Below are 25,102 nucleotides of genomic sequence, written 5' to 3' on the forward strand. Positions count from 1 at the left end.
GAACCCGGGCGCACCACAGACAGAGTTGTCCACCGCAACAGAAAGAGCACCGCACGATGAAGAGCAAGCTCCTCGCCGTCGGCGGCACGGTCGCCATCGCCGCCGCAGCCCTCACCGGCTGCAGCGCAGGCGAATCCTCCGCCACGGAATGCACCAACAAGATCGTGAACGCCGACGCCACGCAGGTGAGCGTCTGGGCCTGGTACCCGGCCTTCGAAGACGTCGTCGACCTGTTCAACCAGAGCCACGACGACGTCCAGATCTGCTGGACCAACGCCGGCCAGGGCAACGACGAGTACACGAAGTTCTCCACCGCGCTCGAGGCGGGCTCGGGCGCGCCCGACGTCATCATGCTCGAGTCCGAGGTGCTCTCGAGCTTCTCGATCCGCGACGGCCTCGTCGACCTCACCGAGTTCGGGGCGGACGACGTCAAGGGCGACTACACCGAGGGCGCCTGGAAGGACGTCTCGAGCGGCGACGCCGTCTACGCGATCCCGGTCGACGGCGGCCCCATGGGCATGCTCTACCGCCAGGACATCCTCGACCAGTACGGCATCGCCGCCCCCACCACGTGGGACGAGTTCGCCGCCGCCGCGCAGACGCTGAAGGACGCGGGCGCGCCCGGCGTGCTCGCCGACTTCCCGACCAACGGTCGCGCCTACAACCAGGCGCTGTTCGCACAGGCCGGCTCCGTGCCGTTCGAGTACGACAACGCGAACCCCACCGAGATCGGCATCGACGTCAACGACGAGGGCTCGAAGAAGGTCAACGCCTACTGGAACGACCTCGTCTCGAAGGGCCTCGTCGCGACCGACGACGCGTTCACGGCCGACTACAACACCAAGCTCGTCGACGGCAGCTACGCCATCTACGTCGCCGCGGCCTGGGGCCCCGGCTACCTCGGCGGCCTCTCGGATGCCGACAGCGACGCCGTGTGGCGTGCCGCACCGGTACCCCAGTGGGACCCGGCCAACCCGGTGCAGATCAACTGGGGCGGCTCGACGTTCGCCGTGACGAGCCAGGCGAAGGACAAGGAGGCCGCGGCCGTCGTGGCCAAGGAGGTCTTCGGCACCGAGGAGGCGTGGAAGATCGGCATCGAGAAGGCCGCCCTCTTCCCCCTCTGGAAGCCGATCCTCGAGTCCGACTACTTCCGCGACCTCGAGTACCCGTTCTTCGGCGGTCAGCAGATCAACAAGGACGTCTTCCTCGACGCCGCGGCCGGCTACACCGGCTTCACGTTCAGCCCGTTCCAGAACTACGCGTACGACCAGCTCACCGAGCAGCTCTACGCGATGGTGCAGGGTGAGAAGGACTCCGACGCGGCGCTCGACGACCTGCAGGCCTCGCTCGAGAAGTACGCGGGCGAGCAGGGCTTCACCCTGAAGTAGCAGGCGGGGCGGATGCCTCGTGGCCGACCACGAGGCATCCGCCCACCTCTTCACCCCCGACCGCCTCGACGAGGAGACGAGCATGACCACCCAGACCAATGCCGGGCTGCAGCCTGTCGCGACGCGCCCCACATCCGCGCCGCGACGCCGCGGCTCCCGCCTCGAGCAGCGGCGCCAACGCTGGGGCTGGCTCTTCGTCTCCCCGTTCCTCGCGGTGTTCGCCCTGTTCCTGGTGTTCCCGCTGTTCTACGCCTTCGGCATGAGCCTGTTCACGTCGACGCTCGCGACCGGCACGAAGTTCACGGGCCTCGAGAACTACGCGAAGGCCTTCACCGACCCGCTCTTCCTCGAGGGGCTGCTGCGCGTCGCCGCGTTCGCGATCGTCATGATCCCGGCCCAGCTGATCGTCGCCCTCGCGGCGGCGCTCGTGCTCGACTCGCTCACCTCGTGGCTGTCGAAGCTCTCGCGGCTGCTCATCTTCGTGCCGTACGCCATCCCGGTCGTCATCGGCGCGCTCATGTGGAGCTTCCTCTACAGCCCGAAGTTCGGCCCGAGCGCGACGCTCTTCACCGCCGTCGGCCTGCCGACGCCCGACTTCCTCGCCTCCGACACCGTGTTCGGCAGCCTCGTGAACATCGTCACGTGGCAGTGGTCGGGCTACTACATGGTCGTCATCTACGCGGCGCTGCGCTCGATCGACCCGTCGATCTACGAGGCCGCCCGCATCGACGGCGCCAACGGCTGGCAGACCGCCACGCGCATCAAGCTCCCGATGATCTCGTCGTCGATGGTCATGGTCATCACCTTCGCCCTCATCGGCACGCTGCAGTTCTTCACCGAACCGGTCGTGCTGCGCAACATCGCGCAGGGCGCCATCGATGCGGCGTACACGCCGAACATGTACGCGTACTCGCTGGCCTTCTCGTACAGCCAGTTCAACTACGCCTCGGCGATCGCGTTCTCGCTCGGAGCGCTCGTCTTCGCCGGGTCGTACCTCTTCCTCTTCCTCACCCGCAAGCAGAGCGGACTCAAGTGATGGCCATCTTCGCCAACGACGCCGCCCCCAAGGACGCCCTCACCACGGTCACGGGCGTTCCCGACCACGTGTTCCGCGGACCGCGCGGCAACCGCCGCTCTGGCGGACGCCGCATCGGCTCGCACGTGTTCCTCATCATCCTCGCGATCTACTTCATCGTGCCGATCTGGTGGCTCTTCGTCGCCGCGACGAAGGACACCGCCGGCCTGTTCGGCAGCCCAGCGTTCTGGTTCGACGGCAACTTCGCCTTCTTCGCGAACGTCGCCGAGCTGTTCACCCACCAGGGCGGCATCTACTGGCGCTGGCTCGCGAACTCCTTCCTCTACGCCTTCGCGGGCGGCATCGGGGCCACGATCCTCGCGATCCTCGCCGGGTACGGCTTCGCGAAGTACAACTTCCGCGGACGCAACGGCGTGTTCGGCGTCATCCTGGGCTCGGTCATGGTGCCGCTCACGGCGCTGGTGATCCCGACGTTCATGCTCCTCAGCCAGTACGGCATCATCAACACGCCGTGGGCCGTGATCCTGCCGTCGCTGCTCAGCCCGTTCGGCGTCTACCTGATGCGCGTCTACACGCAGGACGCGGTGCCCGATGAGATGCTCGAGGCGGCCCGCATCGACGGCGCCGGCGAGATCCGCACCTTCTTCCAGGTCGCGCTGCCGATGCTGAAGCCCGCCATCGTGACCGTGCTGCTGCTCTCGGTCGTCGGCACGTGGAACAACTTCTTCCTGCCGCTCGCCGTGCTGACCGACCCGCAGTTGCTGCCGGTCACCGTCGGCCTGAACCGCTGGACGGCGCTCTCGAACGCCGGCGCCGGCGGCGAGCAGGTCTGGAACCTCATCACCTCGGGCGCCTTCATCTCGGTGATCCCGCTCGTGCTGTCGTTCCTGTTCCTGCAGCGCTACTGGCAGGGCGGCCTGGCCATCGGCTCGATCAAGTAGCCGGGCCGCGGCATCCGGACCCCGACCTCCCCGATTTCTCGACCTCTCGATCTCCACGCCTCGATCTCTCGAGCCTCAGACCTGAAATGAGCATCATGACCTCCGCACGCCTCACCGTCGACCCGCACTTCGCGGTCGGCCGCATCGATCGCCGCGTCTTCGGCGGGTTCGTCGAGCACCTCGGCCGCCACGTCTACGACGGCATCTACGAGCCCGGTCACGAGCTGGCGGATGCCGAGGGCTTCCGTTCCGACGTCGTCGAGCTCGTGAAGGAGCTCGGCGTCTCGACCATCCGCTACCCGGGCGGCAACTTCGTGTCGGGCTTCCGCTGGGAGGACTCGGTCGGGCCGCGCGAGCAGCGTCCGCGCCGCCTCGACCTCGCCTGGCACTCGACCGAGACGAACGAGGTCGGCCTGCACGAGTTCCAGGGCTGGCTCGACAAGGTCGGCAGCGACCTGATGCTCGCCGTCAACCTGGGCACGCGCGGCACCCTCGAGGCGCTCGACCTGCTCGAGTACACGAACATCGCCAGCGGCACGGCGCTCTCGCAGCTGCGCATCGACAACGGCCGCACCGACGCGTTCGGCGTGAAGATGTGGTGCCTCGGCAACGAGATGGACGGCCCATGGCAGCTCGGCCACCGTTCGGCCGAAGACTACGGCAAGATCGCGAGCCAGACGGCGAAGGCGATGCGCCAGCTCGACCCGTCGGTGGAGCTCGTGGTCTGCGGCTCGTCGAGCGCGCACATGCCGACCTTCGGCGAGTGGGAGCGCGTCGTGCTCACGCACGCCTACGAGGACGTCGACTACATCTCGTGCCACGCGTACTACGAGGAGCGCGACGGGGATCTCGGCTCGTTCCTCGCGTCGGCGGTCGACATGGACCACTTCATCGAGTCCGTCGTCGCGACGGCCGACCACGTGAAGGCCGTGAACGGCAGCTCGAAGAGCATCAACATCTCGTTCGACGAGTGGAACGTCTGGTACATCGAGCGGTTCCACGGCGTCGACAAGATCGAGGGCCTCGACAACTGGCCCGTCGCCCCGCGCCTGCTCGAGGACGTCTACTCCGTCGCCGACGCGGTCGTCTTCGGCAACCTCATGATCTCGCTGCTGAAGCACGCCGACCGGGTGACGAGCGCCTCGCTCGCGCAGCTCGTCAACGTGATCGCGCCGATCATGACCGAGCCCGGCGGCATCGCCTGGCGCCAGACCACCTTCTTCCCGTTCTCGATCACCTCGCGCCTCGCGCAGGGCGAGGCGCTCGAGCTGAAGCTCGACGCGCCGACGTTCTCGACGAAGGCGTACGGCGAGGTGCCGCTCGTCGACGCGGTCGCCACGCACGACGCCGAGACCGGTCGCTCCGCGGTGTTCCTCGTGAACCGCTCGCAGACCGAGGCGCTCACCGTGACGGTCGACGTCTCGGGCCTCGGCGAGGTCTCGGTGCTCGAGTCGCACACCCTCAGCGACGACGACGTGTACGCCAAGAACACGCTCGAGCAGCCCGAGCGCGTCGCCCCGCGTGCAAATGACTCGGTCGCGATCGACGGCGGCGAACTCACCATCACCCTGCCGCCCGTGTCGTGGTCGGCGCTCTCGCTCGGCTGAGCGGGGCGACGTCCCGCGTCGCGGCCGCGCTGCTCGCGGTGGGTCTCCTCGGGGGCCTGACCGCGTGCAGCGCGGGCGGCGGCGTGTGGGAGGCCTCCGGCGACCTCGCGACCCACGACCCGGCGCTCGCGCGCGACGATGACGGCACGTGGTGGGTCTACTCGACCGGCAACGGCACCGTCGCCGACGGCAACATCCAGATCCGCTCGTCGTCCGACGGCAAGGCCTGGCGATACGAGGGCGAGGTCTGGGACGAGAAGCCCGAGTGGCTCACCGATGCCGTGAAGGGCGTCGACAACCTCTGGGCGCCAGAGCTCGTCGAGCACGACGGCACCTGGTACCTGTACTACTCCGCCTCGCGGTTCGGCAGGAACACCTCGCTCATCGCGGTCGCGACGAACACGACGCTCGACCCCGACGACCCCGACTTCGAGTGGGTCGACGGCGGCGCGGTCATCGGGTCGACCACGGCCGACGACTTCAACGCGATCGATCCCGGCGTCGTCGTCGACGAGCAGGGCACCCCGTGGATGGCCTTCGGTTCGTTCTGGAGCGGCATCCGCATGGTCGAGCTCTCGTGGCCGACCGGGTTGCGCGCCGACGACGCCGAGCCGCTGCGCATCGCCGACCGCGGTGCGCCGCCGAACGCGATCGAGGCGCCGTACCTCGTCGAGCACGACGGCGACTGGTTCCTCCTCGTGTCGCGCGACGCCTGCTGCCAGGGCGCGAAGAGCACGTACAACATCGCGGTCGGCCGAGCGGATGCCGCGACCGGGCCGTTCCTCGATCGCGACGGCGTGCCGCTGCTCGAGGACGGCGGCACGCCGCTGCTCGAGACCGACGGCGCCCGCGTGGGCCCCGGAGGGCAGTCCGTGGCCGACGGCGTGCTGGCGTTCCACTACTACGACGCCGATGCCGGCGGGGCGTTCCGGCTCGCACTGGCGAGCATCGACTGGGACGACGAGGGCTGGCCCGTCGTACGGTGGTGAGGCGGGCCCGCTGCACCGCGGCATCCGCAGCGGCGCAGCGGCATCCGCGTGGCGCATGACGACAGGAGCACGATGACCGAACGCAACTGGGCCGGCAACCTCGCGTACGGCGCGCGCCGCTTCGCACGGCCGGACACGGTCGACGGGCTCGCCGAGCTCGTCGCGGCGACCGCGCACGACGGCACGCGCGTGCGCGCGCTCGGGTCGCGCCACTCGTTCAACCGCATCGCGGACACCGAGGGGCTCGCGATCGAGACCGGCGGCCTGCCCGTGACGGTCGATGTCGACGAGACGGCGCGAGCGGTCCGCGTCTCTGCCGGCCTGCGGTACGGCGAACTCGCCGAGGTGCTCGACCGCCACGGCTGGGCGCTCGCGAACCTCGCCTCGCTGCCGCACATCTCCGTGGCCGGCGCGGTCGCGACGGGCACGCACGGGTCTGGCGACCGCCTCGGATCCCTGGCGGCCGCCGTCGCCGCGATCGAGCTCGTCACGGCCGACGGCTCGACGCTCGCGCTCCGCCGCGGCGACCCAGACTTCGACGGCGCCGTGGTCGCGCTCGGCGCGCTCGGCATCGTCACCGCCCTCGAGCTGGACATCGAGCCGACGTACGACGTCGCGCAGACGGTGTTCGAGCGCCTCCCGCTCGACGCGGTCCTGGCCGACCTCGACGCCGTCACGGGGCTCGCCGCATCGACGAGCCTGTTCACGACCTGGCGTGACCCCGACGTGATCGACCAGCTGTGGCTCAAGCGGCGAACGGATGCCGCGGCATCCGATGCCCTTCCCGCCGCGCTCGCGGCCATGGGGGCGGGGCCGGCGACCGTGAAGCGGCACCCGCTGCCCGACGTCTCGGCCGAGCACTGCACCGATCAGCTGGGCCTGCCCGGGTCGTGGTTCGAGCGGCTGCCGCACTTCAAGCTCGCGTTCACCCCGTCGAACGGCGACGAGTTGCAGTCGGAGTTCCTCGTGTCGCGGACGCGGGCCGCCGAGGCGCTGCGCGTCGTGCGGTCGCTCGCCTCGTCGATCGCACCGCTGCTGCAGGTGTGCGAGATCCGCACGGTCGCCGCCGACACGCTCTGGCTGTCGCCCGCGTACGGCCACGATGCCGTCGGCATCCACTTCACATGGCTGCCCGACCAGCCGGCCGTCGAGGCGCTGCTGCCGCGCCTGCAGGCCGCGCTCGCCCCGTTCGACGCGCGCCCGCACTGGGGCAAGCTCTTCGATCCCGCCGATGCCGTCGAGCGGATGCCGCAGCTCTACCCCCGATGGCACGACTTCGCCGGGCTCCGGGCGCGACTCGACCCGAACGGCGTGTTCCGCAACGGATTCCTGGAGCGGCTCGGGCTCTGACGCGGGGCGCGGAGACGGCATCGGCGCGGCGGCCGTGCGGCGCTGATGCCGCGCGGCGCTGATGCCGCGCGCGCCACCGGCTCGGCCGCGACGTCGATGCCGACCTACCCGCCCGCGAAGGGCGGCAGGATGTCGACCCGTTCCGAGAGCTCCGTGGCAGGGTCGCGTTCGACGCGCCCGCCGACGAGGAACGAGCCCGATCGCAGCACGCGCTCCATGGGCGCGCCGTACCGGACGAGGAGCAGGTCGCGAAGGTCGCCGACCGTCGGCGAGCCGTCGAGCTCGAGCAGCTCCTCCTCGCGCCCGGCCGCATCTGCGGCGGCGGCGAAGTAGCGGACGGTCACGGCGGTCATGGCTTCGATGCTAGCCCGCGTCGGAGGCCGCCTCGCCGGGCCAGGGTGTCGCCCACCGTGCGAGGATTGCAGCATGGATCCGGTGTCGCCATCACAGGCCCCCGCGCGTCCCGGCCCGCTCGTGCCGCCCGGGCCGCCGCTCACGGCCGAGCGCGTCTCGCGGTTCAGCCGGCAGCTGATGCTGCCCGGGTTCGGCGAGCTCGCGCAGCGCCGGCTCGGTGCGGCCCGAGTGCTCGTCATCGGCGCGGGCGGCCTCGGCAGCGCCCTCGTGCCGTACCTCGCGGGCAGCGGCGTCGGCACGATCGGCATCGCCGACGACGACACCGTCGAACTGTCGAACCTGCACCGGCAGGTGAGCCACGGTGTCGCCGACCTCGGCCGTGCGAAGGTCGACTCGCTCGCCGACACGGTCGCGGCGATCGATCCCGAATGCCGGGTCGTGCGGCACCCGGAGCGCCTGACCTCGGCGAACCTGCGCGACCTGCTCGCCGACTACGACCTGCTCGTCGACGGCAGCGACAACTTCCCGACGAGGTACCTCGCGAACGACGCGGCGGTGCTCGCCGGCATCCCGCTGGTCTGGGGCTCGATCCTCCGCTTCCACGGGCAGGTCGGCGTCTCGTGGCGCGAGTTCGGCCCGACCTACCGCGACCTCTTCCCGGTGCCCCCGTCGCCCGACGAGGTGCTCTCCTGCGAGCAGGGCGGCGTGCTGCCGAGCGTCTGCGCGCTCGTCGGCGCGCTCATGGCGACCGAGGTCGTGAAGGTCGTCACGGGCGTCGGCGAGCCGCTCCTCGGTCGGGTCACGACCGTCGACGCGCTCTCGGGCCGCTCGCGCGAGATCACCTACCAGGCGATCGCGGATGCCCCCGAGATCACGTCGCTCATCGACTACGAGGTGTTCTGCGGGCTCGCGTCCGAGCCGACGAGCGCGACGGCGGATGTCGCGGCCGCCCCGCTCGCCGCTGCGTCCGCGCCGCGTGGGGTCACCGCCGCCGACCTGCTCGCCCGGGTGCGCGGCGGCGAGCCGGTGCGCCTGCTCGACGTCCGCGAGCCGGCGGAGGCCGAGCTGCGCCGTATCCGGGGGAGTGCGCTGCTGCCGCTCGGCGAGCTCGCGGCCGGCGGGGAGCCTCCGGCCGGCGTCGGCACGCTCGTCGTCTACTGCGAGCAGGACCTCCGTTCGCGCCGCGCCGCGCGCCTGCTGCTCGCGCGCGGGCACGAGGACGTCGTCTTCCTCGTGGGCGGCATCGACCGCTTCGCGAGCGTCGCCGACGACCTCGTGCAGCGCTGAGCCGAACGCCCGCCCCGCCCCCATCCGGAGGACCGAACGCATGCGCCACACCCCCCACTACCTGATGACCGACCCCGACGAGGTGAAGCGCCTCATCCGCGCCAACGCCTGGGCCACGTTCGTGTCGCCCGCGAGCACGGGACTCGTGGCGTCGCACTACCCGGCCATCCTCGACGAGGAGGCCGACGGCATCACGATCATCAGCCACTTCGGGCGGCCAGACGAGGTGCTGCACGAGCTCGGCTCGCACGAGGTGCTCGTGATCATCCAGGGCCCGCACGACTACGTGTCGCCGAGCTGGTACGCACCGGGCGAGGTCATCCCGACCTGGAACCACGTCACCGCCCACCTGTACGGCACCCCCGAGATCCTGGGCGACGACGAGAACTACGCGATGCTCGGCCGGCTCACCGACCACTTCGAGCATGACCGGGTCGGCGGCCGCAGCCTCGCCGACGACGAGGCCGGGACCCGTCGCGTGGCGAAGGGCACGGTCGGCCTGCGCATGCGCGTCGACCGCTTCGACGCGAGGGCGAAACTGAGCCAGAACAAGGCTCCGGATGTCGCGGCGAACGTGATCGCCAACCTCGACGAGCGCAACCCGGGTCTTGCCGACGAGATGCGCCGAGTGCACCCGCTTCAGCCGCCGATGTAGCTCATCTCGACCTTGGGCCGCGCGGCGCGCAGTTCGGGCGTGAGGGTCGCGCGCACCTCGGAGTAGCGGTCGTCGCGCGCGCCCCAGATCGCGCCCATCGCGTCGGCCAGGTCGTCGTCGTCGATGCCACCGCGCAGCAGGGCGCGCAGGTCGTGGCCCTCCGAGGCGAACAGACAGGTGAAGAGGCGTCCCTCGGTCGAGATCCGGGCCCGGTTGCAACTGCCGCAGAAGGCCTGCGTGACGCTCGAGATCACGCCGATCTCGCCGCCGCCGTCGAGGTAGCGCCAGCGGGCGGCCGTCTCGCCGGGTGCCGTCGCGCCGACGGCGGCCAGCGGCATCCGCTCGCCGATGCGCTCGACGATCTCGGCCGAGGGCACGACCTCGCCGAGCTCCCACCCGTTCGACGTGCCGACATCCATGTACTCGATGAAGCGCAGCGTGAACGGGGTGCCCTTGAAGTACTCGGCCATCGGCAGGATCTCGTGGTCGTTCAGCCCGCGCTTGACGACCATGTTCACCTTGACCGGGCCGAGGCCTGCCTCGTGGGCGGCCTGGATGCCGTCGAGCACGCGCCCGACCGGGAACCGCACGTCGTTCATCGCCTGGAACAGCTCGTCGTCGAGCGAGTCGAGCGACACCGTGACGCGCGTGAGCCCCGCGGCCTTCAACGAGGCGGCCTTCATCGCGAGCGCCGACCCGTTCGTCGTCAGGGCGATCTCGAGGGGTCGGCCGTCTGGCGTGCGCAGTTCGGCGAGCTGCGCGATGAGCTCCTCGAGCCCGCGTCGCAGCAGCGGCTCGCCGCCGGTGAGCCGAAGCTTCTCGACGCCGTGCGCGGCGGCGACGCGCGCGATGCGGGTGATCTCCTCGAAGCTCAGCAGCTCGTCGCGGTCGAGGAACGCGTAGTCGCGCCCGAACACCGCCTTGGGCATGCAGTACACGCAGCGGAAGTTGCACCGGTCGGTGACCGAGATGCGGAGGTCGCGCAGGGGCCGGTCGCGCACGTCGGCGAGCCGCCCGGTCGAGGGCAGACGCATCGCCGTGCTCGTCATCGCATCCCCTTCCGTGGCGTCAACGCTAACACCGGGGTGCGGATGCCTCGGGCGAGCGGTGCGCCCAGGCGGGCGGACTCCGAGCGGCCTACTCCCAGGTGCGACCGGCCCAGGGGTCGTAGTCCGCCTCGAGCTCGCCCTGCGGGGGGCGCTCGGCCTCCGGCACGTGCTGCAGGTTCACGCGGATGCGGTACCAGAGCGAGCTCGACCCGCGCATGCCGTCGACGAGCACGTCGGCCGGATGCAGCTGCTCGACGACCTCTGGGTGCTTCGCCTTCCACCGCTCGAGCGCCTCGAGCGCCTCGGGCTTCGTCTTCGTGCGCGCGATCTCGATGAGCGGCATGGTCGACGACCGCCTGCCGGAGCCGTCCTTCGCGGAGGGCGGCTTCTCGGCGGGGCCGAGCTCCTCGGCGAGGCGCAGCAGTCGGTCGAGGCTCCCGATGGCGCCGGGCTCGTCGATGCCGGATGCCGCGTCGCCGCGTTCGGCGTACCGCTCGAGCACGGTGGCCACCGTGAAGCGCTCGGGGCGGGACTCGCGCACCTCGCTCCAGTCGAGCGGGGTCGACACGCGCGCGTCTGGCAGCGGGCGCACCGAGTAGGCGGATGCCACGGTGCGATCCTTCGCGTTCTGGTTGAAGTCGACGAACACGCTCTCGCCGCGCTCCTCCTTCCACCAGCGGGCCGAGGCCATGCCGGGTGCACGATTCTCGACCTCGCGCGCGAGCGTCTCGGCGGCGAGCCGCACCTCGCGGAAGTCCCACCTCGGCTCGATGCGCACGTTGATGTGCAGGCCGCGCGACCCGGACGTCTTCGGCCAGCCGACGAGTCCGTGGTCTTCGAGCACCGCGCGGGCCACCATGGCGACGTCGATGATCTGCGCCCATTCGACGCCGGGCATGGGATCGAGGTCCACGCGCAGCTCGTCGGGGTGCTCGAGGTCCTCGGCGCGCACGGGGTGCGGGTTCAGGTCGAGGCATCCGAGGTTCACGACCCAGGCGAGCGCCGCCCGGTTGCGGATCACCGCCTCTTCGGCCGAGGTGCCCCGCGCGTAGTGCAGCGTCGCGGCGTCGACGAAGTCGGGGTGGTTCTCGGGCACGCGCTTCTGGAAGAACGCCTCGGCGCCGATGCCCTTCACGAAGCGCTTCAGCACCATCGGGCGCCCGCCGGCACCTCGCAACGCCCCGTCGGCGACGGCGAGGTAGTAGTGCACGAGGTCGAGCTTGGTGATGCCCGGTTCGGGGAACACGACCTTGCCCGGGCTCGAGATGCGCACCTCGTGCCCGTCGACCTCGATCGTCGTGGCCTCGCCCTTCGAAGGACTCACGGGATCCACACTATGGCGCGCGCCCGCCCTGCGACAGGGCGGCGAGCGCGTACCGGCGGGGCGTCTCGCCGATGACCGCGCGGAACTGACGCGAGAAGTGCGCCTGGTCGGCGAAGCCGAGCGACGCGGCGAGGTCCGCCAGCGGGGGAGCGTCGGGCGCCGCGAGCGCCTGGGCCGCCTCCTGCATGCGGTATCGGCCGATGAGCCACTTGGGCGTCAGCCCGAGCTGCTCGCGCACGAGGCGCTGCAGCGCTCGGAGGCCGAGCCCCGTCGCGTCGGCGAGGTGTTCGGCCCGCAGGATCGTGCGATCGGTCTCGGCGAGCTCGACGATGCGGCGGAGCAGCTCTGCGTCGGCCCCGAGCGTGAGGTGCAGGCTGCGCAGCCAGCCCTCGAACACCTCGATCGCGCCCGCGTCGTCGCCGGCGGAGAGCGCCGAGCGGATGTCGGCGACGAGCGTGGCGGCGCTCGCGGCATCGACGCCACGCAGCTCGTCGAGCGGCGCCGTCGACCCGATGAGCGCGCTCATGGAACGGGGTGCGAGGCCGTGCGCGACCCCGGGTTGCAGCAGTGCGCCGAACGCCGAACCCTCGCCCTCGAGCCGCTGGAACCCGCGCCCGAGGGCCGGCCCGTGCAGCGCCGCGGAGGTCGCGTCGATCACGAGGTTCGCCGACGGGTACTCGAGCACGCCCTGCTCGATCACGACGCCAGGCGGCAGACGCCAGCGAGGGATCCAGACGTGCCGCACGAGCGGAGCCAGGTCGGTGCTCACGGCATGGCGGGCGAGTCGCACGGGAGCGGCCGACGATGCCGCCTGCTCGGCCGCCGCCTCGGCGAGCGGGGCGATGCCGGGCTCGCCGGCGGGCCCCGCGAGCACGCCCTTCACGGCCGCGCCGGCGCGCGAGCGCCAGTAGTCGTCGCCCGTCGGCCCGCCCTGCTGCATGCCCCAAGTATGGCCAGCACCGCCGACGTGCGCCGCGTGGGTCGGGCCGCCCCACGCGGACGGCCGGGCCGCCACCCATCGGCGTCGCGTTTGTTCAAGACGCCCGCCCGCGGCATCCGTAGCGTGACCGAGGTCACCGGAACCCGTCACCACGACCGGTCGTGACGCCGACGAGGAGGAGACCATGAGCGACTTCGAGATGACCCTGTACATCGCCGCCGGGCCCCAGCGCGTGTGGGACGCGATCACGGGAGAGGAGGGCAGCCGCGCCGTGATGTGGGGATCGGCGCTGCGCGGCGAGCTGACCCCCGGCAGCCGGTACGAGTACGTCGGCCCCGGGCAGGACGGCGACGAGACCGTGCACGTCTACGGCGAGGTGCTGGAGGCCGAGCCCGGCGCGCTGCTGCAGCTCACCGAGCACCCCGGGCCGACCTATCGCGAGAACCACGCCGAGCTCACGAGCCGCATGACCTGGCGCCTCGAGGGCGCTGGCGACGGCCTCACGAAGCTCACCTTCACGAACGACCAGTGGAGTGACGCGCACCCGGCCGAGGCCGAGACGGCCGGCACCTGGCCGCTCGTGCTCTCGAGCTTCAAATCGTGGATCGAGACGGGCCGCGCGCTGCCGTTCCCGTCCTGAGCGGGCCGTGTGCTGCGCGTGGGCGGACGGCCGCTGCAGTAGGTTGAGGCGACCACCCGGTGACGACGTCGGAGCCGGGACGAGCACCAGGGAGCGATCATGCGGCGGATCCTCGACTTCCGGATCGTGCGCTGGGAGTTCAAGGTGCTCTACATCGCGGTCGCGTGGATCGCCGGGTACGTGGTGGCGGACCTCGTCCGTTCGACCGGTGCCCCGGCGATCGTGATCACGCTCGTCAACCTCCTGACGACCTTCGTGCCGTTCGCGCTCGCCGTGCGCATCTTCCGCGGCGCCGACGAGCCGGTCGAACCGCCTCGTCAGTGGTGGCGCATGACCGCCTGGCCGACGCTGAGTCGTCGGCTCGGCATCCTGTTCGCCGTTTCGGCCACGATGGGCCTGCTCGGGATCGTGCTGGCCCTCGTCGGCGCGCCCGCCTTCGAGGTGCGTGCGGACGCGCTGTCGACCACGGTGGAGGGCACGGTCACGTTCGCGGCGTTCGCATGCCTCTACGTGAACTCTGCGGTGCGGATGTCGCGGCTCGGCATCGCGAAGCCCGTACGGTTGCGGCCGAACGCGAAGCTGAAGTTCTAGCCCGCCGTCGTGCGGATGTCGCGATCGATGGGTTCCGAGATCGGCGGCGACCCCGTGGCTAGGATCGAGCCCATGGGGGACGACGCGGTCAAGCAGGCACAGGAAGCGGCGGCGGCAGCCGCCGAGGCGGCGGAGGCGCTGCAGGCTCGGGCGCAGGAGGCGATCCGCAAGGCGGAGGAGGCGGCGGCGCTCGCGCAGGCCGCGGTCGACGCGCAGCAGCAGGCGGCGGATGCCGATGCCGGTGCATCTGCTCCAGCGGCCGCGGCTGCGCCCGCACCCACCGCCGACGGGCCGCTCGACGCCGACGGCGTCGCCGGCATCCGCTCGGGGTACACGTTCGAGGGCGCCGCGCTCGAGATGGGCGCGCTCGTGAACGGCGAGGCCCTGCCCGATGTGCAGGTGCGGATCCCGCTCGCGATGACCAACCGGCACGGGCTCGTCGCCGGCGCGACCGGCACGGGTAAGACCCGCACGCTCCAGGTGCTCGCCGAGCAGCTCGCCGCGAACGGGGTCGCCGTGTTCGCCGCCGACATCAAGGGCGACCTGTCGGGCATCGCGACCCCCGGTGAGGGCAACGAGAAGCTGCTGAAGCGCACCGCCGGCATCGGGCAGGCGTGGGAGGCGGCATCCTTCCCGGTGGAGTTCTTCTCGCTCGGGGGCATCGGCAAGGGCGTGCCGATCCGGGCGACGGTCGCCGGCTTCGGACCGCTGCTGCTCAGCAAGGTGCTCGGCCTCAACGACACGCAGGAGTCGAGTCTCGGACTCGTGTTCCACTACGCCGAGAACCAGGGGCTCGCGCTGCTCGACCTCGAGGACCTCCGGGCCGTGCTGCAGTACCTCACGAGCGCAGCGGGCAAGGGCGAGCTCGAGGGACTCGGCGGGCTCTCGAAGGCCACGGTCGGCGTGATCCTGCGCGAGCTCGTCGCGTTCGCCGAGGCGGGCGCCGACGCGTTCTTCGGCGAACCCGAGATCGACACCGCCGAGTTCCTGCGCATCGCACCCGACGGGCGCGGCATCGTGAGCCTGCTCGAGGTGCCCGGCGTCGCCGACAAGCCCGCGCTCTACTCGACGTTCCTGATGTGGCTGCTCGCCGACCTCTTCAACGACCTGCCCGAGGTCGGCGACCTCGACCAGCCGAAGCTCGTGTTCTTCTTCGACGAGGCGCACCTGCTCTTCGCCGACGCGTCGAAGGACTTCCTGCAGCAGGTCGTGCAGACCGTGCGCCTCATCCGCTCGAAGGGCGTGGGCATCTTCTTCGTGACGCAGACCCCCAAGGACGTCCCGGCCGACGTGCTCGCGCAGCTCGGGTCGCGCGTGCAGCACCAGCTGCGCGCCTTCACGCCCGACGACGCGAAGGCGCTGAGGGCCACCGTGTCGACCTACCCGAAGTCGGGCTACGCCCTCGAGGAGGTGCTGACCACGCTCGGCACCGGCGAGGCGATCGTCACGGTCATGAACGAGAAGGGCGCGCCGAGCCCCGTCGCCTGGACCCGACTGCGCGCACCGCAGGCGCTCATGTCGCCGACGACGGATGCCGCGATCGACGCCGCCGTCGCGGCCTCGCCGCTGCAGGCGAAGTACGGCGCGGCCGTCGACCGCGAGTCCGCGCACGAGATCCTCACCGCGAAGATGAACGCCGCGGCGGCCGCGGCGCAGGCCGCCGAGGACGCGGCCGCGAAGGCGAAGTCCGACGCCGAGCTCGCCAAGCAGCAGGCCGCCGTCGACAGGCAGCGCGCCAAGGAGGAGAAGGCCGCGCAGGCCGAGTACGACCGGATGATGAAGCGCACGTCCGGCACGTCGAGCAGCTCGCGATCCGGCTCGTCGCGCAGCACGAGCACCTCGCGCAAGGACGCGTCGGTGCTCGAGCAGGTGCTCGGATCGAAGGCCACGCGCGACGTGCTCACGAGCGTCGTGCAGGGCATCTTCGGCACGCGGCGCCGAAGGTGAGCGCCCGCGTCGGCGGGTCAGGTTCGGGGCGGACGGATGCCGTAGGCTCACCGTTCGTGCCCGAACAGTCGCCTGCCGAAGCCGCCGCCGCCGCGACGCGGCATCCGTTCATCCGGAGCTACCGCCCCGAAGACCGGGCCGACGTCGCGCGCATCTGCCTGCTCACGGCCTCGGGCGGCACCGACGCCAGCGGCGTCTACTCCGACGACTCGCTCATGCCCGAGGTGTTCGCGCTGCCCTACGCGACCTACGCGCCCGACCTCGCGTTCGTCGTCGACGACGGCGCCGGGCGCGCGATCGGCTACATCATCGGTGTCGCCGACACGGCGGACTTCATCGACTGGTGGAAGCGCGAGTGGACGCCCGGCTTCACGTCGCGGCATCCGTCGCCCGGCCCGGCCACCGCGCACGCGCCGAGCTTCACCGAGGCCGACCTGCTGAAGGCGGGCGCCGACCCCGAGCGCATGCGCATCGCCGAGCTGGGGCAGTACCCCGCGCACCTGCACATCGACCTGCTGCCCGAGCTGCAGGGCAAGGGCTTCGGACGCCGGCTCATCGACACCCTCCGTGACGCGCTCGCCGAACGCGGCGTGCCGGGCGTGCACCTCAGCATGGACCCGAACAACACGAGTGCGCGGGCGTTCTACGACCGCCTCGGGTTCCACGAGCTCGCCGCGCACACGCCGGACTCCCCGCTGCTCGGCATCTCGACGACCCGGTAGGCGCCGCCGATCGTGGAGCGCGACGGGTCTCGAGACCAGCACCTGGCCGTGGGCGCACAGCGCGTCTCGAGATCCCTGGTCAGCGCGTGAGCGACCGGCGCTCGAACCAGTAGAGCAGGTTCGGGTCGGTCTCGCGCAGCTCGGCGAGCGTCACGGGCTCGGTGCGCACGATCTCCTCGACGTCGAGGATCTTCGCGACGCGATCCATGCTCGAGGTGTTCCAGAAGCGTCCGCGCATGCGGAACACGCCGCGACCGGCGCGGTTCACCACGAACAGCTCCTGCGTGGTGTCGAGGCTGCTGCCGCGGTAGAGCTGGATGCGCAGCACGGTCGCGATGTCGCTCGCGGGCACCGTGTACGTGCCGCCGAAGAAGCCGCGCTCGACGATGCCGTACCGGCTGACCGACGCCTGCGTGCGCTGGTAGGAGATCCACGCGACCACGAGCAGGGCGGCGATGATCGCGCCCGCCCAGGCCACGAGCGACCACGCCCCGGTCGGATCGAGCACCCAGAGCTGCGTCGCCAGGATCGGCAGCACGAGGGCCGCGATCGAGAACCCGATGTTGCGTCCGAGCGTGCGACGCGGCCTCAGGGTGTACACCCTGAGGCCGTCGCCCCTTACTGCCCCGGCCACGATGGAGGAGCCCCCTGCGTCCCCACTCCGTGTATCCACCTTCGCCGCTGACATCTCTGAAATCATCCGGGAGACGCGGCCCCTCGCGCTATTCGGCATTAATGAGGACACGGATGCCGCGGCGCGCCGTCCGGCCATATGCTGACCCGATGTCGACCGCCGATGCCGCCCCGAATCACGCCCGCGTCGAGGCCGCCGAGGTGTTCCTCATCACCGGCGTCATGGCGGCCGGCAAGTCCACCGTGGCGCAGGCGCTCGCCGAGCGGCTGCCGTGCGCCGCGCACGTTCGCGGCGACGGATTCCGGCGCATGATCGTCTCGGGCCGTGCCGAGATGTCGAATCCGCTGAGTCCGGCGGCCGAGGCGCAACTCGAGCTGCGGCATCGCCTCGCGGCGACCGTCGCCGACGCCTATGCCGATGCCGGCATCTCGGCGGTCGTGCAGGACCTCTACCTCGGCGGCGACCTCGAGCGCATGGTCGGCCTGATCCGCCACCGTCCGCTCTCGGTGATCGTGCTCGCCCCGCGGCCGGACGTCGTCGAGGCGCGAGAGGCGTCGCGCCCGAAGCGCGGCTACGGCGACTGGTCGGTCGCGGACTTCGACACGGCGGTGCGTGCCGAGACGCCGCGACTCGGGCTCTGGATCGACTCCTCGGAGCTCAGCGTCGAGGCGACGGTCGACCTGATCCTCGAGCGACGTGCCGAGGCGCGCATCGTGGCCGGCTGACCGCTGACGCACCCGCGGGAGTGGTCAGCCGGGGAATGCGAAACGGCCCGATCACATGTGATCGGGCCGTTCGGTCGTGCTGGCGGAGGATGGGGGATTCGAACCCCCGAGGGCTTGCACCCAACACGCTTTCCAAGCGTGCGCCATAGGCCACTAGGCGAATCCTCCTGATGACCCCTCACGCACCCGCCAGAGCCCGGTTACCCTTGCTGCGTTTCCGCCCTGGGGGAGTTGGCCTGGATGGCGCCACGTGAGGAGCCTCGGACAGTCTACCCGAGCCGCGGGGCCGAAATGGACGCGAGCTCCGGATGCCGCGCCGCGAGGTACGTCTCGTCCGCACCCGTCGTCGCCGTCCCACCGACCCGTCCGGCCCGGCTCCAGCACCCGGCGGCGACGGCCCTCCGCCTCGCCGGCACCAGCCTGGTGCTGCTCGCGCCGGGCACGATGTGGGCGTCGCGCATCGTCTTCCAGGGCAACACGTCCGTGAGCGGGCTGGGTGCGGCGGGGGAGATCACCGCCCTCGCCCTCAACATCTCGCTCGGGATGGTCGCGCTCGGCGGCGCGGCGTCCGCCTTCGGGCTCTGGGGCCTGCGCAGCGGCCGTGGCCTCTTCGGGGCGTGGGCGGTCAGCACGAGCCTCGTCGCCGCGAGCGCCATGTTCGCCGTCGGCGCGTCGCGTGGGCGACGCAGCACCAGGTCATGACGGCTCCCCGAGTCATCGATCGATGGGAATCTCCCAGTCCGCATCGAGTCCCCGCCCAATAGGCTTGGAGGGTGGCGCACGGGATCTACATCTGCTCGGCCGAAGGCAACACCGGGAAGTCGACGGTGGCCCTCGGGGTGCTCGACACCCTGACGAGGCGTGCGACGCGCGTCGGCGTCTTCCGGCCGATCGCGAGGTCCACCGATGAGCGCGACTACGTGCTCGACCTGCTGCTCGCGCACGACGCGGTCGTTCCGCTCGCCTACGACGAGGCCATCGGCGTCGACTACGACGCCGTGCACGCCGACCCCGAGGGCGCGCTCGCCGAGATCGTGCGCCGCTACAAGGCGATCGAGCACCGCTGCGACGCGGTCGTGATCCTCGGCTCCGACTTCACGGATGTCGGCAGCCCCACCGAGCTGGCCTACAACGCCCGCATCGCGGCGAACCTCGCCGCCCCCGTGCTGCTCGTGCTCGGCGGCCGCGTCGGCGGCGGGCGCCAGCGCGCCGAGCACCTCGGGCAGGCCGAGGCCCGCACCCCCGACGACGTCGCCCAGCTCGCCGACCTCGCGATCGAGGAGCTCGCGCGCGAGCACTCCACGCTGCTCGGCGTCGTCGTCAACCGGGCCGACACCGAGCGGCTCGACGAGATCGTCGCCGCCGTGCAGCCCGTCATGAAGCGCGTGCCCGCGCACGAGGCGGCCGGTCGAGACGCCGAGGGCGCGGCATCCGTCGCCGTGTGGGCGATCCCCGAAGACCAGGTGCTCGTGTCGCCGTCGGTGCGCTCGATCATGGCCGCGGTCGACGGCGAGCTCGCGACGGGCGATCCCGACCTGCTCGACCGCGAGGCGCTCGGCGTCGTGATCGCGGCGATGTCGATGGAGAACGTGCTGACCCGCCTCATCGAGGGTTCCATCGTGATCATCCCGGCCGATCGCAGCGAGGTGCTGCTCGGGGTGCTCACGGCGCACGCCTCGGCGAACTTCCCGTCGATCTCGGGCATCGTGCTCGTCGGCGGCTTCCCGCTCTCCGAGCAGGTCGAGCGGTTGGTCGAGGGCCTGCGCGCCGGCCTGCCGATCATCCGCACGACGCTCGGCAGCTACGACACGGCCGTGGCGATCACGCAGACCCGCGGGCGCCTCGCCGCCGAATCGCAGCGCAAGCGCGACACGGCGCTCTCGCTCTTCGAGAAGCACGTCGACGGGCAGGCGCTGCTCGACCTGCTCGACGTCGCCGCGCCGGAGGTCGTGACCCCGCTCATGTTCGAGTACGGCCTGCTCGAGCGCGCCCGCAGCGCCCGCAAGCACATCGTGCTGCCCGAGGGATACGACGACCGCGTGCTGCGCGCCGCGGCGACCCTCCTCACGCGCGACGTGGCCGACCTCACGATCCTCGGCGAGGAGATCGAGGTGCGCTCGCGCGCGATCGGCCTCGGCCTCGACCTCTCGCGAGCCACGGTGCTCTCCAACCACGACTTCGTGCACGTCGCCCGCTTCGCCGAGGAATACCAGCGGCGCCGTGCGCACAAGGGCATCACGCTCGAGCAGGCCCGCGACACCGTGCAGGACGTCTCGTACTTCGGCACGATGATGGTCGAGCTCGGACTCGCCGACGGCATGGTCTCCGGCGCGGTCCACACCACGGCCCACACCATCCGGCCCGCGTTCGAGATCGTGAAGACGAAGCCGGGCGTCGAGGTCGTCTCGAGCGTGTTCCTCATGGCGCTCGCCGATCGCGTGCTCGTCTACGGCGACTGCGCCGTCGTTCCCGATCCGACCGCCGAGCAGCTCGCCGACATCGCGATCTCGTCCGCCCGCACGGCGGCGCAGTTCGGCATCGAGCCGCGCATCGCGATGCTCTCGTACTCGACCGGCGAGTCGGGCTCGGGCGCCGATGTCGACAAGGTGCGGCGCGCCACCGAGATCGTGCGGGAGCGAGCGCCCGAGCTGGCGGTCGAGGGGCCGATCCAGTACGACGCCGCCGCCGATGCGGCGGTCGCGCGCACGAAGCTCCCCGAGTCGGATGTCGCGGGGCGGGCGACCGTGTTCATCTTCCCCGACCTCAACACGGGCAACAACACGTACAAGGCCGTGCAGCGCTCGGCAGGCGCCGTGGCGATCGGCCCCGTGCTGCAGGGCCTCAAGAAACCGGTGAACGACCTCTCGAGAGGGGCGCTCGTGCAGGACATCGTGAACACCGTGGCGATCACGGCGATCCAGGCGGCCGACGCGTCATGAGCATCGTGCTCGTCGTCAACTCGGGTTCCTCCTCGCTGAAGTACCAGCTGCTCGACGTCGAGACGGGGCATCCGCTCGCCGGCGGGCTGGTGGAGCGCATCGGCACGGGCGACGGCCACGTGAAGCACACGGCCGAGACACCGGGCGGTGGCGAGCCGGCGGTGTGGGATGCCGCGGTCGAGGCACCAGACCACGACGCCGCCTTCGCGGTCATGCTCGAGGCGTTCGCGTCGCACGGCCCGTCGCTCGAGGAGCACGCGCCGGTCGCCGTCGGACACCGGGTCGTGCAGGGCGGAGCCAGGTTCTTCGAGCCGACCGTCATCACCGACCTCGTGAAGATCAACATCGACGAGCTGTCGGTGCTCGCGCCGCTGCACAACCCCGCGAACCTGGCCGGCATCCGCGCAGCCGAGCGCGCGTTCCCCGATGTGCCGCACATCGCCGTCTTCGACACGGCCTTCCACCAGACCATGCCGCCCGCCGCCTACACGTATGCCATCGACCGCGCGCTCGCCGAGAAGCACCGCGTGCGCCGGTACGGGTTCCACGGCACCTCGCACCGCTTCGTCTCGCGTGCGGCGGCCGAGTTCCTCGGACGTCCCGTCGAGGAGCTGCGCCTGATCGTCCTGCACCTCGGCAACGGCGCATCGGCGTGCGCGATCGCCGAGGGGCGCTCGGTCGATACGAGCATGGGCATGACGCCGCTCGAAGGGCTCGTCATGGGCACCCGGTCCGGCGACATCGACCCCGCCGTGCTCCTGCACCTGCAGCGTCGCGCCGGCCTCGACGCCGACGCCACCGACCGCCTGCTGAACTCGGGCAGCGGTCTGCTCGGCCTGAGCGGGCACGCCGACATGCGCGACCTCGAGGCGGCGCGCGCGGCCGGCGACGAGGCATCCGTCATCGCGTTCGACGTGTACGCGCATCGCCTGCGCTCGTACGTCGGCGCCTACGCCGCGCAGCTCGGGTGGGTCGACGCGATCGTGTTCACGGCGGGTGTCGGCGAGAACTCGGCGACCGTGCGCGGTGCGGCGCTCGCCGGGCTCGAGGGGTTCGGCGTCGAGATCGACGACGAGCGCAACCGGTCGTCCGAACGCGGCGCGCGGCGCATCTCGACCGACGCCTCGCGCACGGCCGTGCTCGTGGTGCCCACGAACGAGGAGCTCGAGATCGCGCGGCAGGCGCTCGAGGTCGTGCGGGGCTGACGCCGAGGGTGCAGGCCGGGTGGGGCGCCGGGCCGGTGACGCGGCATCCGAAACTTCCGCAAGAAGCATTGTGCAAGGATTCTTGCTGAACTACCATGGCGGGCATGGACGCTTCCGCATCCGACCCGACGGCCCCATCGCGTGGCGCGCCCACCGGTGGCGACGCCCCGGCCGATCGCCGCATCGACCTGCACGACGCCGGCTCGATGCGGGCGCTGGCGCATCCGCTGCGGCTGCGCATCCTCGGGTTGCTTCGGGTCGGAGGCCCGCACTCCGTCGGCATGCTCGTCGAGGCCACCGGTGCGGCATCCGGATCGATCAGCTACCACCTGGGCACGCTCGCGAAGCACGGCTTCGTGGTGCCCGCGCCCGAGCGCGAGCGCGACGGCCGCGAGCGGTGGTGGAAGTCCGCGCACGAGATGACGGTGATGCACTCCGAGGAGTTCCTCGGCGACCCCGATCGGCGCGAGGCGGCCGAGGCGATGCGGCGCACCGTGCTCGAGTCGTACCACCGCGAGCTCCTCGATGCCCTCGATGCCGAGATCACGCTCGAACCCCAGTGGGTCGCCGCCTCCGACTCGAGCGACGGCGGGGCGCACCTCACCATCGACGAGATGCGCGAGCTCACGGCCGAACTCGACGCCGTGCGCGAGAAGTGGTGGGCCCTCGGTCGCGGTCGCGAGGCCGGCGCCGACACGCGCCTGGTGCGGTGGATCACGCACGTGTTCCCGCGGAGCGGGTCGTGAGCGGCGCGTCGGGTGCGGCATCCGGCGGTTCGGTCGCGTCGGAGGAGACCGACGTGCCCGGGCTGGAGGAGGCATCCGGTGCGCCCGGCGTGCCGGGAGCCGCAGCCGCAGCCGCAGCCGCAGCCGCGCCGGCACCGGCAGCCGCAGCCGCGCCGGCACCGGCAGTCGCAGCCGCGCCGACCACCGCCGAGGCGCCGTCGGGGCCGCGCCGCCGCCTGCCGATCTTCGCGCTGTTCGCGGCGCAGTTCTTCTCGCTGGCCGGCAACGCCATCGCGCTCATCGCGATCCCGATCATCGCGCTGCAGCAGACCGGCTCCCCGCTCGCCGCGGGCGTCGCGGGCGTCTTCGCGACCGTGCCGCTCGTGATCGGCGGCGCGCTCGGCGGCGTGCTCGTCGACCGCTTCGGCTACCGCCTCTCGAGCATCGTCGCCGACATCGCGAGCGGCCTCACGGTCATCGCGATCCCGATCCTCGCGGCCACGACCGGACTGCACTTCGGCGTGCTGCTCGCGCTCGTCTTCCTCGGAGGGCTCCTCGACCCGCCCGGCGACACGGCGAAGACCGTGCTCGTTCCCGATCTCGCCGGCCTCGCGCGGATGCCGCTGGCTCGCGCCGCGGGCGTGCAGTCGACCGTGCAGCGCACCGCCTCGATGATCGGCGCGGGCATCGCCGGCGTCGCCGTGGCGCTCGTCGGGCCGATGCCCGCCCTCGTGTTCGACGCGGTCGGCTTCCTCGTCTCCGCGGTGCTCGTGTTCCTCTTCGTGCCGCGCGCCGCCGTCCTCGCGCACGCGGCGAAGCCGGGGGAGCCCGCCGAGCCCGCGGAGCCCGCCGAGGCGACGGGCGGCTTCGTCGCCGGCATCCGCTTCATGGTGCGCTCGCCGTTGCTGCTCGCGGTCGTGCTGCTCGTGACGCTCACGAACTCGATCGACGCCGCGGGCGTCACCGTGCTCAAGCCGGTCTACGCGAGCGAGGTGCTGGGCGAGCCCGGACTGTTCGGCGGCATGGTCGCGTGCTTCGCGGCCGGCGCGCTCACCGGATCCGCCGTGTTCGGCTGGGTGGGCCACCGACGCTCGGGGCGCGGGCTGTTCGCGGCCTGCTTCATGCTCGCGGGGGCACCGCCGTACCTCGCGATGGCGGCGGGCGTTCCGCTGCCGGTGCTGCTCGTGGTGCTGCTCTGCTCCGGCCTCGCGGCCGGCATGCTGAACCCGATGATCGCGACGGCGATGTATCAGGAGGTGCCCGACGGCATGCGGGCCAGGGTGTTCGGCGCGATGACCGCCGGCGTCGCCGCCTCGATGCCGCTCGGCGCGCTGCTCGGCGGGTTCGCCGTCGAGCAGGTCGGGCTCACGGCGACTCTCGTCGGCGCCGCGTGCCTCTACCTCGTGCTCGGTGCGAGCCCGCTGTTCATCAGGGCGTTCGCCGGCCTCGCCGCCGCCGCCGCCGCCGGCGGCACGGCCGGCACGGACGCGCACGATGGCGCGCCAGACGATGCGGCGCGCCGAGGCGCCGACGCCGAGCGGTCGCGTTCTGCGGATTCCGACCCGCTCGAAGCGGCAGAACGCGACCACTCGCGGTAGGGCGACGGCATGTCGCCGAGGCGGTCGAGGCAGGCTCAGCGCACGTGGCGCGCGCAGTCGATGCAGAGCTCGGCGGTCGGGCGCGCGTCGAGGCGGGCGACCGTGATGCGCTTGCCGCAGTTCGCACAGACGCCGTAGGTGCCGTCGGCGATGCGCGCGAGGGCGTGCTCCACGTCGGCGAGCTCGGCCCGCACGTCGGCCAGCACCGCGCTGCGCTGCGACCACTCCTGGGTCATCGTCGGACCCTCCGGGTCGTGCTCGTCGTCGGCCGTGGCATCCGATCTCGCGAGGCGGACCGCCGTCATCGCATCGTCGAACTCGGCCAGGCGCTGCTCGGCGTCGGCGCGCTCGGCGCGCAGCCTCGCCTCGAATCTCGTGAGCTGAGCCGGTGTCATCGTCGTCGCCGTCATCACGCCTCCTTTCGATCTCCGCATGGTACGCCCACGGCATCCGGAA

At 71.6% G+C, this 25,102-nt stretch carries 24 protein-coding genes, 1 tRNA gene and 1 other RNA gene; 18 read left to right on the plus strand and 8 right to left on the minus strand.

The genetic code is table 11. The annotated features are described in order from the left end of the window. The first annotated feature begins 56 nt into the window (after positions 1–56). From ABIC29_RS03875 to ABIC29_RS03900, 6 genes are all read left to right on the plus strand, one after another. Complete coding sequence (locus ABIC29_RS03875; protein WP_354242913.1) at positions 57–1,388, plus strand: ABC transporter substrate-binding protein; 1,332 nt, start codon at positions 57–59, stop codon at positions 1,386–1,388. A gap of 19 nt (positions 1,389–1,407) precedes the next feature. Next, positions 1,408–2,424: a carbohydrate ABC transporter permease gene (locus tag ABIC29_RS03880; protein ID WP_354242916.1), complete on the plus strand. Its 1,017-nt coding sequence runs from the start codon at positions 1,408–1,410 to the stop codon at positions 2,422–2,424. After that, complete coding sequence (locus ABIC29_RS03885; protein ID WP_116080920.1) at positions 2,424–3,365, plus strand: carbohydrate ABC transporter permease; 942 nt, start codon at positions 2,424–2,426, stop codon at positions 3,363–3,365. The genes ABIC29_RS03880 and ABIC29_RS03885 overlap by 1 nt, the downstream gene beginning before the upstream one ends. A gap of 95 nt (positions 3,366–3,460) precedes the next feature. After that, entirely contained in the window at positions 3,461–4,972 is a 1,512-nt protein-coding gene (gene arfA / locus ABIC29_RS03890; RefSeq protein ID WP_116082352.1) for an arabinosylfuranosidase ArfA, read from the plus strand. Beyond that, entirely contained in the window at positions 4,948–5,961 is a 1,014-nt protein-coding gene (locus tag ABIC29_RS03895) for an arabinan endo-1,5-alpha-L-arabinosidase (RefSeq protein ID WP_116080921.1), read from the plus strand. The genes arfA and ABIC29_RS03895 overlap by 25 nt, the downstream gene beginning before the upstream one ends. Positions 5,962–6,033: 72 nt before the next feature. Next, complete coding sequence (locus tag ABIC29_RS03900) at positions 6,034–7,311, plus strand: FAD-binding protein (RefSeq protein ID WP_354242920.1); 1,278 nt, start codon at positions 6,034–6,036, stop codon at positions 7,309–7,311. Between the two features lie 104 nt (positions 7,312–7,415). On the opposite strand, the gene ABIC29_RS03905 is transcribed toward ABIC29_RS03900, so the two are convergent. Beyond that, the gene (locus ABIC29_RS03905) at positions 7,416–7,664 is read right to left on the minus strand and encodes a MoaD/ThiS family protein (RefSeq protein ID WP_354242923.1); all 249 of its coding nucleotides are present in this window, start codon (positions 7,662–7,664) and stop codon (positions 7,416–7,418) included. 73 nt (positions 7,665–7,737) lie between these two features. Here ABIC29_RS03905 and ABIC29_RS03910 point away from each other — a divergent pair, with 73 nt between their 5' ends. Both ABIC29_RS03910 and ABIC29_RS03915 read left to right on the plus strand, forming a co-directional pair. After that, a complete protein-coding gene (locus tag ABIC29_RS03910) occupies positions 7,738–8,952 on the plus strand; it encodes a ThiF family adenylyltransferase (protein WP_354242926.1) in 1,215 nt (404 codons plus the stop codon). A gap of 40 nt (positions 8,953–8,992) precedes the next feature. Continuing rightward, entirely contained in the window at positions 8,993–9,607 is a 615-nt protein-coding gene (locus ABIC29_RS03915) for an FMN-binding negative transcriptional regulator (protein ID WP_354242929.1), read from the plus strand. Here ABIC29_RS03915 and moaA read toward each other — a convergent pair. The 3 genes from moaA to ABIC29_RS03930 form a co-directional block, all read right to left on the minus strand. Further along, positions 9,592–10,656, minus strand: coding sequence for a GTP 3',8-cyclase MoaA (gene moaA / locus ABIC29_RS03920; RefSeq protein WP_354242931.1), 1,065 nt, complete (start codon positions 10,654–10,656; stop codon positions 9,592–9,594). The genes ABIC29_RS03915 and moaA overlap by 16 nt on opposite strands. 88 nt (positions 10,657–10,744) lie before the next feature. Continuing rightward, entirely contained in the window at positions 10,745–11,980 is a 1,236-nt protein-coding gene (locus tag ABIC29_RS03925) for a DNA polymerase domain-containing protein (protein WP_354242934.1), read from the minus strand. 10 nt (positions 11,981–11,990) lie between these two features. Beyond that, positions 11,991–12,920: a helix-turn-helix domain-containing protein gene (locus ABIC29_RS03930; RefSeq protein ID WP_354242936.1), complete on the minus strand. Its 930-nt coding sequence runs from the start codon at positions 12,918–12,920 to the stop codon at positions 11,991–11,993. A gap of 184 nt (positions 12,921–13,104) precedes the next feature. On the opposite strand from ABIC29_RS03930, the gene ABIC29_RS03935 reads away from it, so the two are divergent. From ABIC29_RS03935 to ABIC29_RS03950, 4 genes are all read left to right on the plus strand, one after another. After that, positions 13,105–13,560 (plus strand): SRPBCC domain-containing protein, encoded by a 456-nt coding sequence (locus tag ABIC29_RS03935; RefSeq protein WP_116080928.1) that lies wholly within the window; start codon positions 13,105–13,107, stop codon positions 13,558–13,560. Positions 13,561–13,659: 99 nt separating this feature from the next. Next, positions 13,660–14,151, plus strand: coding sequence for a hypothetical protein (locus ABIC29_RS03940; protein WP_354242939.1), 492 nt, complete (start codon positions 13,660–13,662; stop codon positions 14,149–14,151). Between the two features lie 72 nt (positions 14,152–14,223). Next, positions 14,224–16,098: a helicase HerA-like domain-containing protein gene (locus tag ABIC29_RS03945; RefSeq protein WP_354242942.1), complete on the plus strand. Its 1,875-nt coding sequence runs from the start codon at positions 14,224–14,226 to the stop codon at positions 16,096–16,098. A 56-nt stretch (positions 16,099–16,154) separates the two neighbouring features. After that, on the plus strand, positions 16,155–16,820 hold the full coding sequence (locus ABIC29_RS03950; RefSeq protein ID WP_354242945.1) for a GNAT family N-acetyltransferase: 666 nt from the start codon (positions 16,155–16,157) through the stop codon (positions 16,818–16,820). Between the two features lie 79 nt (positions 16,821–16,899). Here the strand turns inward: ABIC29_RS03950 and ABIC29_RS03955 are convergent, their stop codons facing one another. Further along, entirely contained in the window at positions 16,900–17,454 is a 555-nt protein-coding gene (locus ABIC29_RS03955) for a hypothetical protein (RefSeq protein WP_354242948.1), read from the minus strand. 149 nt (positions 17,455–17,603) lie between these two features. On the opposite strand from ABIC29_RS03955, the gene ABIC29_RS03960 reads away from it, so the two are divergent. After that, positions 17,604–18,179 (plus strand): AAA family ATPase, encoded by a 576-nt coding sequence (locus tag ABIC29_RS03960; protein ID WP_354242950.1) that lies wholly within the window; start codon positions 17,604–17,606, stop codon positions 18,177–18,179. Between the two features lie 80 nt (positions 18,180–18,259). Here the strand turns inward: ABIC29_RS03960 and ABIC29_RS03965 are convergent. Both ABIC29_RS03965 and ffs read right to left on the minus strand, forming a co-directional pair. Further along, positions 18,260–18,347, minus strand: a tRNA-Ser gene (locus ABIC29_RS03965). Next, positions 18,346–18,442: signal recognition particle sRNA small type (gene ffs, locus ABIC29_RS03970), an RNA gene on the minus strand. The genes ABIC29_RS03965 and ffs overlap by 2 nt, the downstream gene beginning before the upstream one ends. A 28-nt stretch (positions 18,443–18,470) precedes the next feature. Between ffs and ABIC29_RS03975 the strand changes: the two genes are divergently transcribed. The 5 genes from ABIC29_RS03975 to ABIC29_RS03995 all read left to right on the plus strand — a co-directional run bounded on the left by ABIC29_RS03975 (position 18,471) and on the right by ABIC29_RS03995 (position 24,646). Continuing rightward, positions 18,471–18,881 carry a hypothetical protein gene (locus tag ABIC29_RS03975; RefSeq protein ID WP_354242953.1) on the plus strand — a complete coding sequence of 137 codons (411 nt, stop codon included), beginning with the start codon at positions 18,471–18,473 and terminating at the stop codon, positions 18,879–18,881. A gap of 71 nt (positions 18,882–18,952) precedes the next feature. Continuing rightward, positions 18,953–21,118: a phosphate acetyltransferase gene (gene pta / locus ABIC29_RS03980; RefSeq protein WP_116080935.1), complete on the plus strand. Its 2,166-nt coding sequence runs from the start codon at positions 18,953–18,955 to the stop codon at positions 21,116–21,118. Continuing rightward, positions 21,115–22,323: an acetate/propionate family kinase gene (locus tag ABIC29_RS03985; RefSeq protein ID WP_116080936.1), complete on the plus strand. Its 1,209-nt coding sequence runs from the start codon at positions 21,115–21,117 to the stop codon at positions 22,321–22,323. Before pta ends, ABIC29_RS03985 begins: the two co-directional genes overlap by 4 nt. 104 nt (positions 22,324–22,427) lie before the next feature. Then, positions 22,428–23,069, plus strand: coding sequence for an ArsR/SmtB family transcription factor (locus ABIC29_RS03990; RefSeq protein ID WP_158551757.1), 642 nt, complete (start codon positions 22,428–22,430; stop codon positions 23,067–23,069). Next, positions 23,066–24,646, plus strand: coding sequence for an MFS transporter (locus tag ABIC29_RS03995; protein WP_354242958.1), 1,581 nt, complete (start codon positions 23,066–23,068; stop codon positions 24,644–24,646). Before ABIC29_RS03990 ends, ABIC29_RS03995 begins: the two co-directional genes overlap by 4 nt. A gap of 35 nt (positions 24,647–24,681) precedes the next feature. Here the strand turns inward: ABIC29_RS03995 and ABIC29_RS04000 are convergent, their stop codons facing one another. Continuing rightward, complete coding sequence (locus ABIC29_RS04000; RefSeq protein ID WP_354242961.1) at positions 24,682–25,056, minus strand: TraR/DksA family transcriptional regulator; 375 nt, start codon at positions 25,054–25,056, stop codon at positions 24,682–24,684. Positions 25,057–25,102 lie beyond the last annotated feature (46 nt).

The organism is Agromyces sp. PvR057 (assembly GCF_040547485.1).
Taxonomy (GTDB): Bacteria; Actinomycetota; Actinomycetes; order Actinomycetales; family Microbacteriaceae; genus Agromyces.

Coding starts and splice junctions, on each gene's coding strand:
- ABIC29_RS03935 (WP_116080928.1), top strand. CDS start 13,105: ATGAGCGACTTCGAGATGACCCTGTACATCGCCGCCGGGCCCCAGCGC.
- moaA (WP_354242931.1), bottom strand. CDS start 10,656: ATGACGAGCACGGCGATGCGTCTGCCCTCGACCGGGCGGCTCGCCGAC.
- ABIC29_RS03910 (WP_354242926.1), top strand. CDS start 7,738: ATGGATCCGGTGTCGCCATCACAGGCCCCCGCGCGTCCCGGCCCGCTC.
- ABIC29_RS03985 (WP_116080936.1), top strand. CDS start 21,115: ATGAGCATCGTGCTCGTCGTCAACTCGGGTTCCTCCTCGCTGAAGTAC.
- ABIC29_RS03940 (WP_354242939.1), top strand. CDS start 13,660: ATGCGGCGGATCCTCGACTTCCGGATCGTGCGCTGGGAGTTCAAGGTG.
- ABIC29_RS03990 (WP_158551757.1), top strand. CDS start 22,428: ATGGACGCTTCCGCATCCGACCCGACGGCCCCATCGCGTGGCGCGCCC.
- ABIC29_RS03945 (WP_354242942.1), top strand. CDS start 14,224: ATGGGGGACGACGCGGTCAAGCAGGCACAGGAAGCGGCGGCGGCAGCC.
- ABIC29_RS04000 (WP_354242961.1), bottom strand. CDS start 25,056: ATGACGGCGACGACGATGACACCGGCTCAGCTCACGAGATTCGAGGCG.
- ABIC29_RS03875 (WP_354242913.1), top strand. CDS start 57: ATGAAGAGCAAGCTCCTCGCCGTCGGCGGCACGGTCGCCATCGCCGCC.
- ABIC29_RS03905 (WP_354242923.1), bottom strand. CDS start 7,664: ATGACCGCCGTGACCGTCCGCTACTTCGCCGCCGCCGCAGATGCGGCC.
- ABIC29_RS03930 (WP_354242936.1), bottom strand. CDS start 12,920: ATGCAGCAGGGCGGGCCGACGGGCGACGACTACTGGCGCTCGCGCGCC.
- ABIC29_RS03975 (WP_354242953.1), top strand. CDS start 18,471: ATGGACGCGAGCTCCGGATGCCGCGCCGCGAGGTACGTCTCGTCCGCA.
- ABIC29_RS03960 (WP_354242950.1), top strand. CDS start 17,604: ATGTCGACCGCCGATGCCGCCCCGAATCACGCCCGCGTCGAGGCCGCC.
- ABIC29_RS03885 (WP_116080920.1), top strand. CDS start 2,424: ATGGCCATCTTCGCCAACGACGCCGCCCCCAAGGACGCCCTCACCACG.
- ABIC29_RS03900 (WP_354242920.1), top strand. CDS start 6,034: ATGACCGAACGCAACTGGGCCGGCAACCTCGCGTACGGCGCGCGCCGC.
- arfA (WP_116082352.1), top strand. CDS start 3,461: ATGACCTCCGCACGCCTCACCGTCGACCCGCACTTCGCGGTCGGCCGC.
- ABIC29_RS03915 (WP_354242929.1), top strand. CDS start 8,993: ATGCGCCACACCCCCCACTACCTGATGACCGACCCCGACGAGGTGAAG.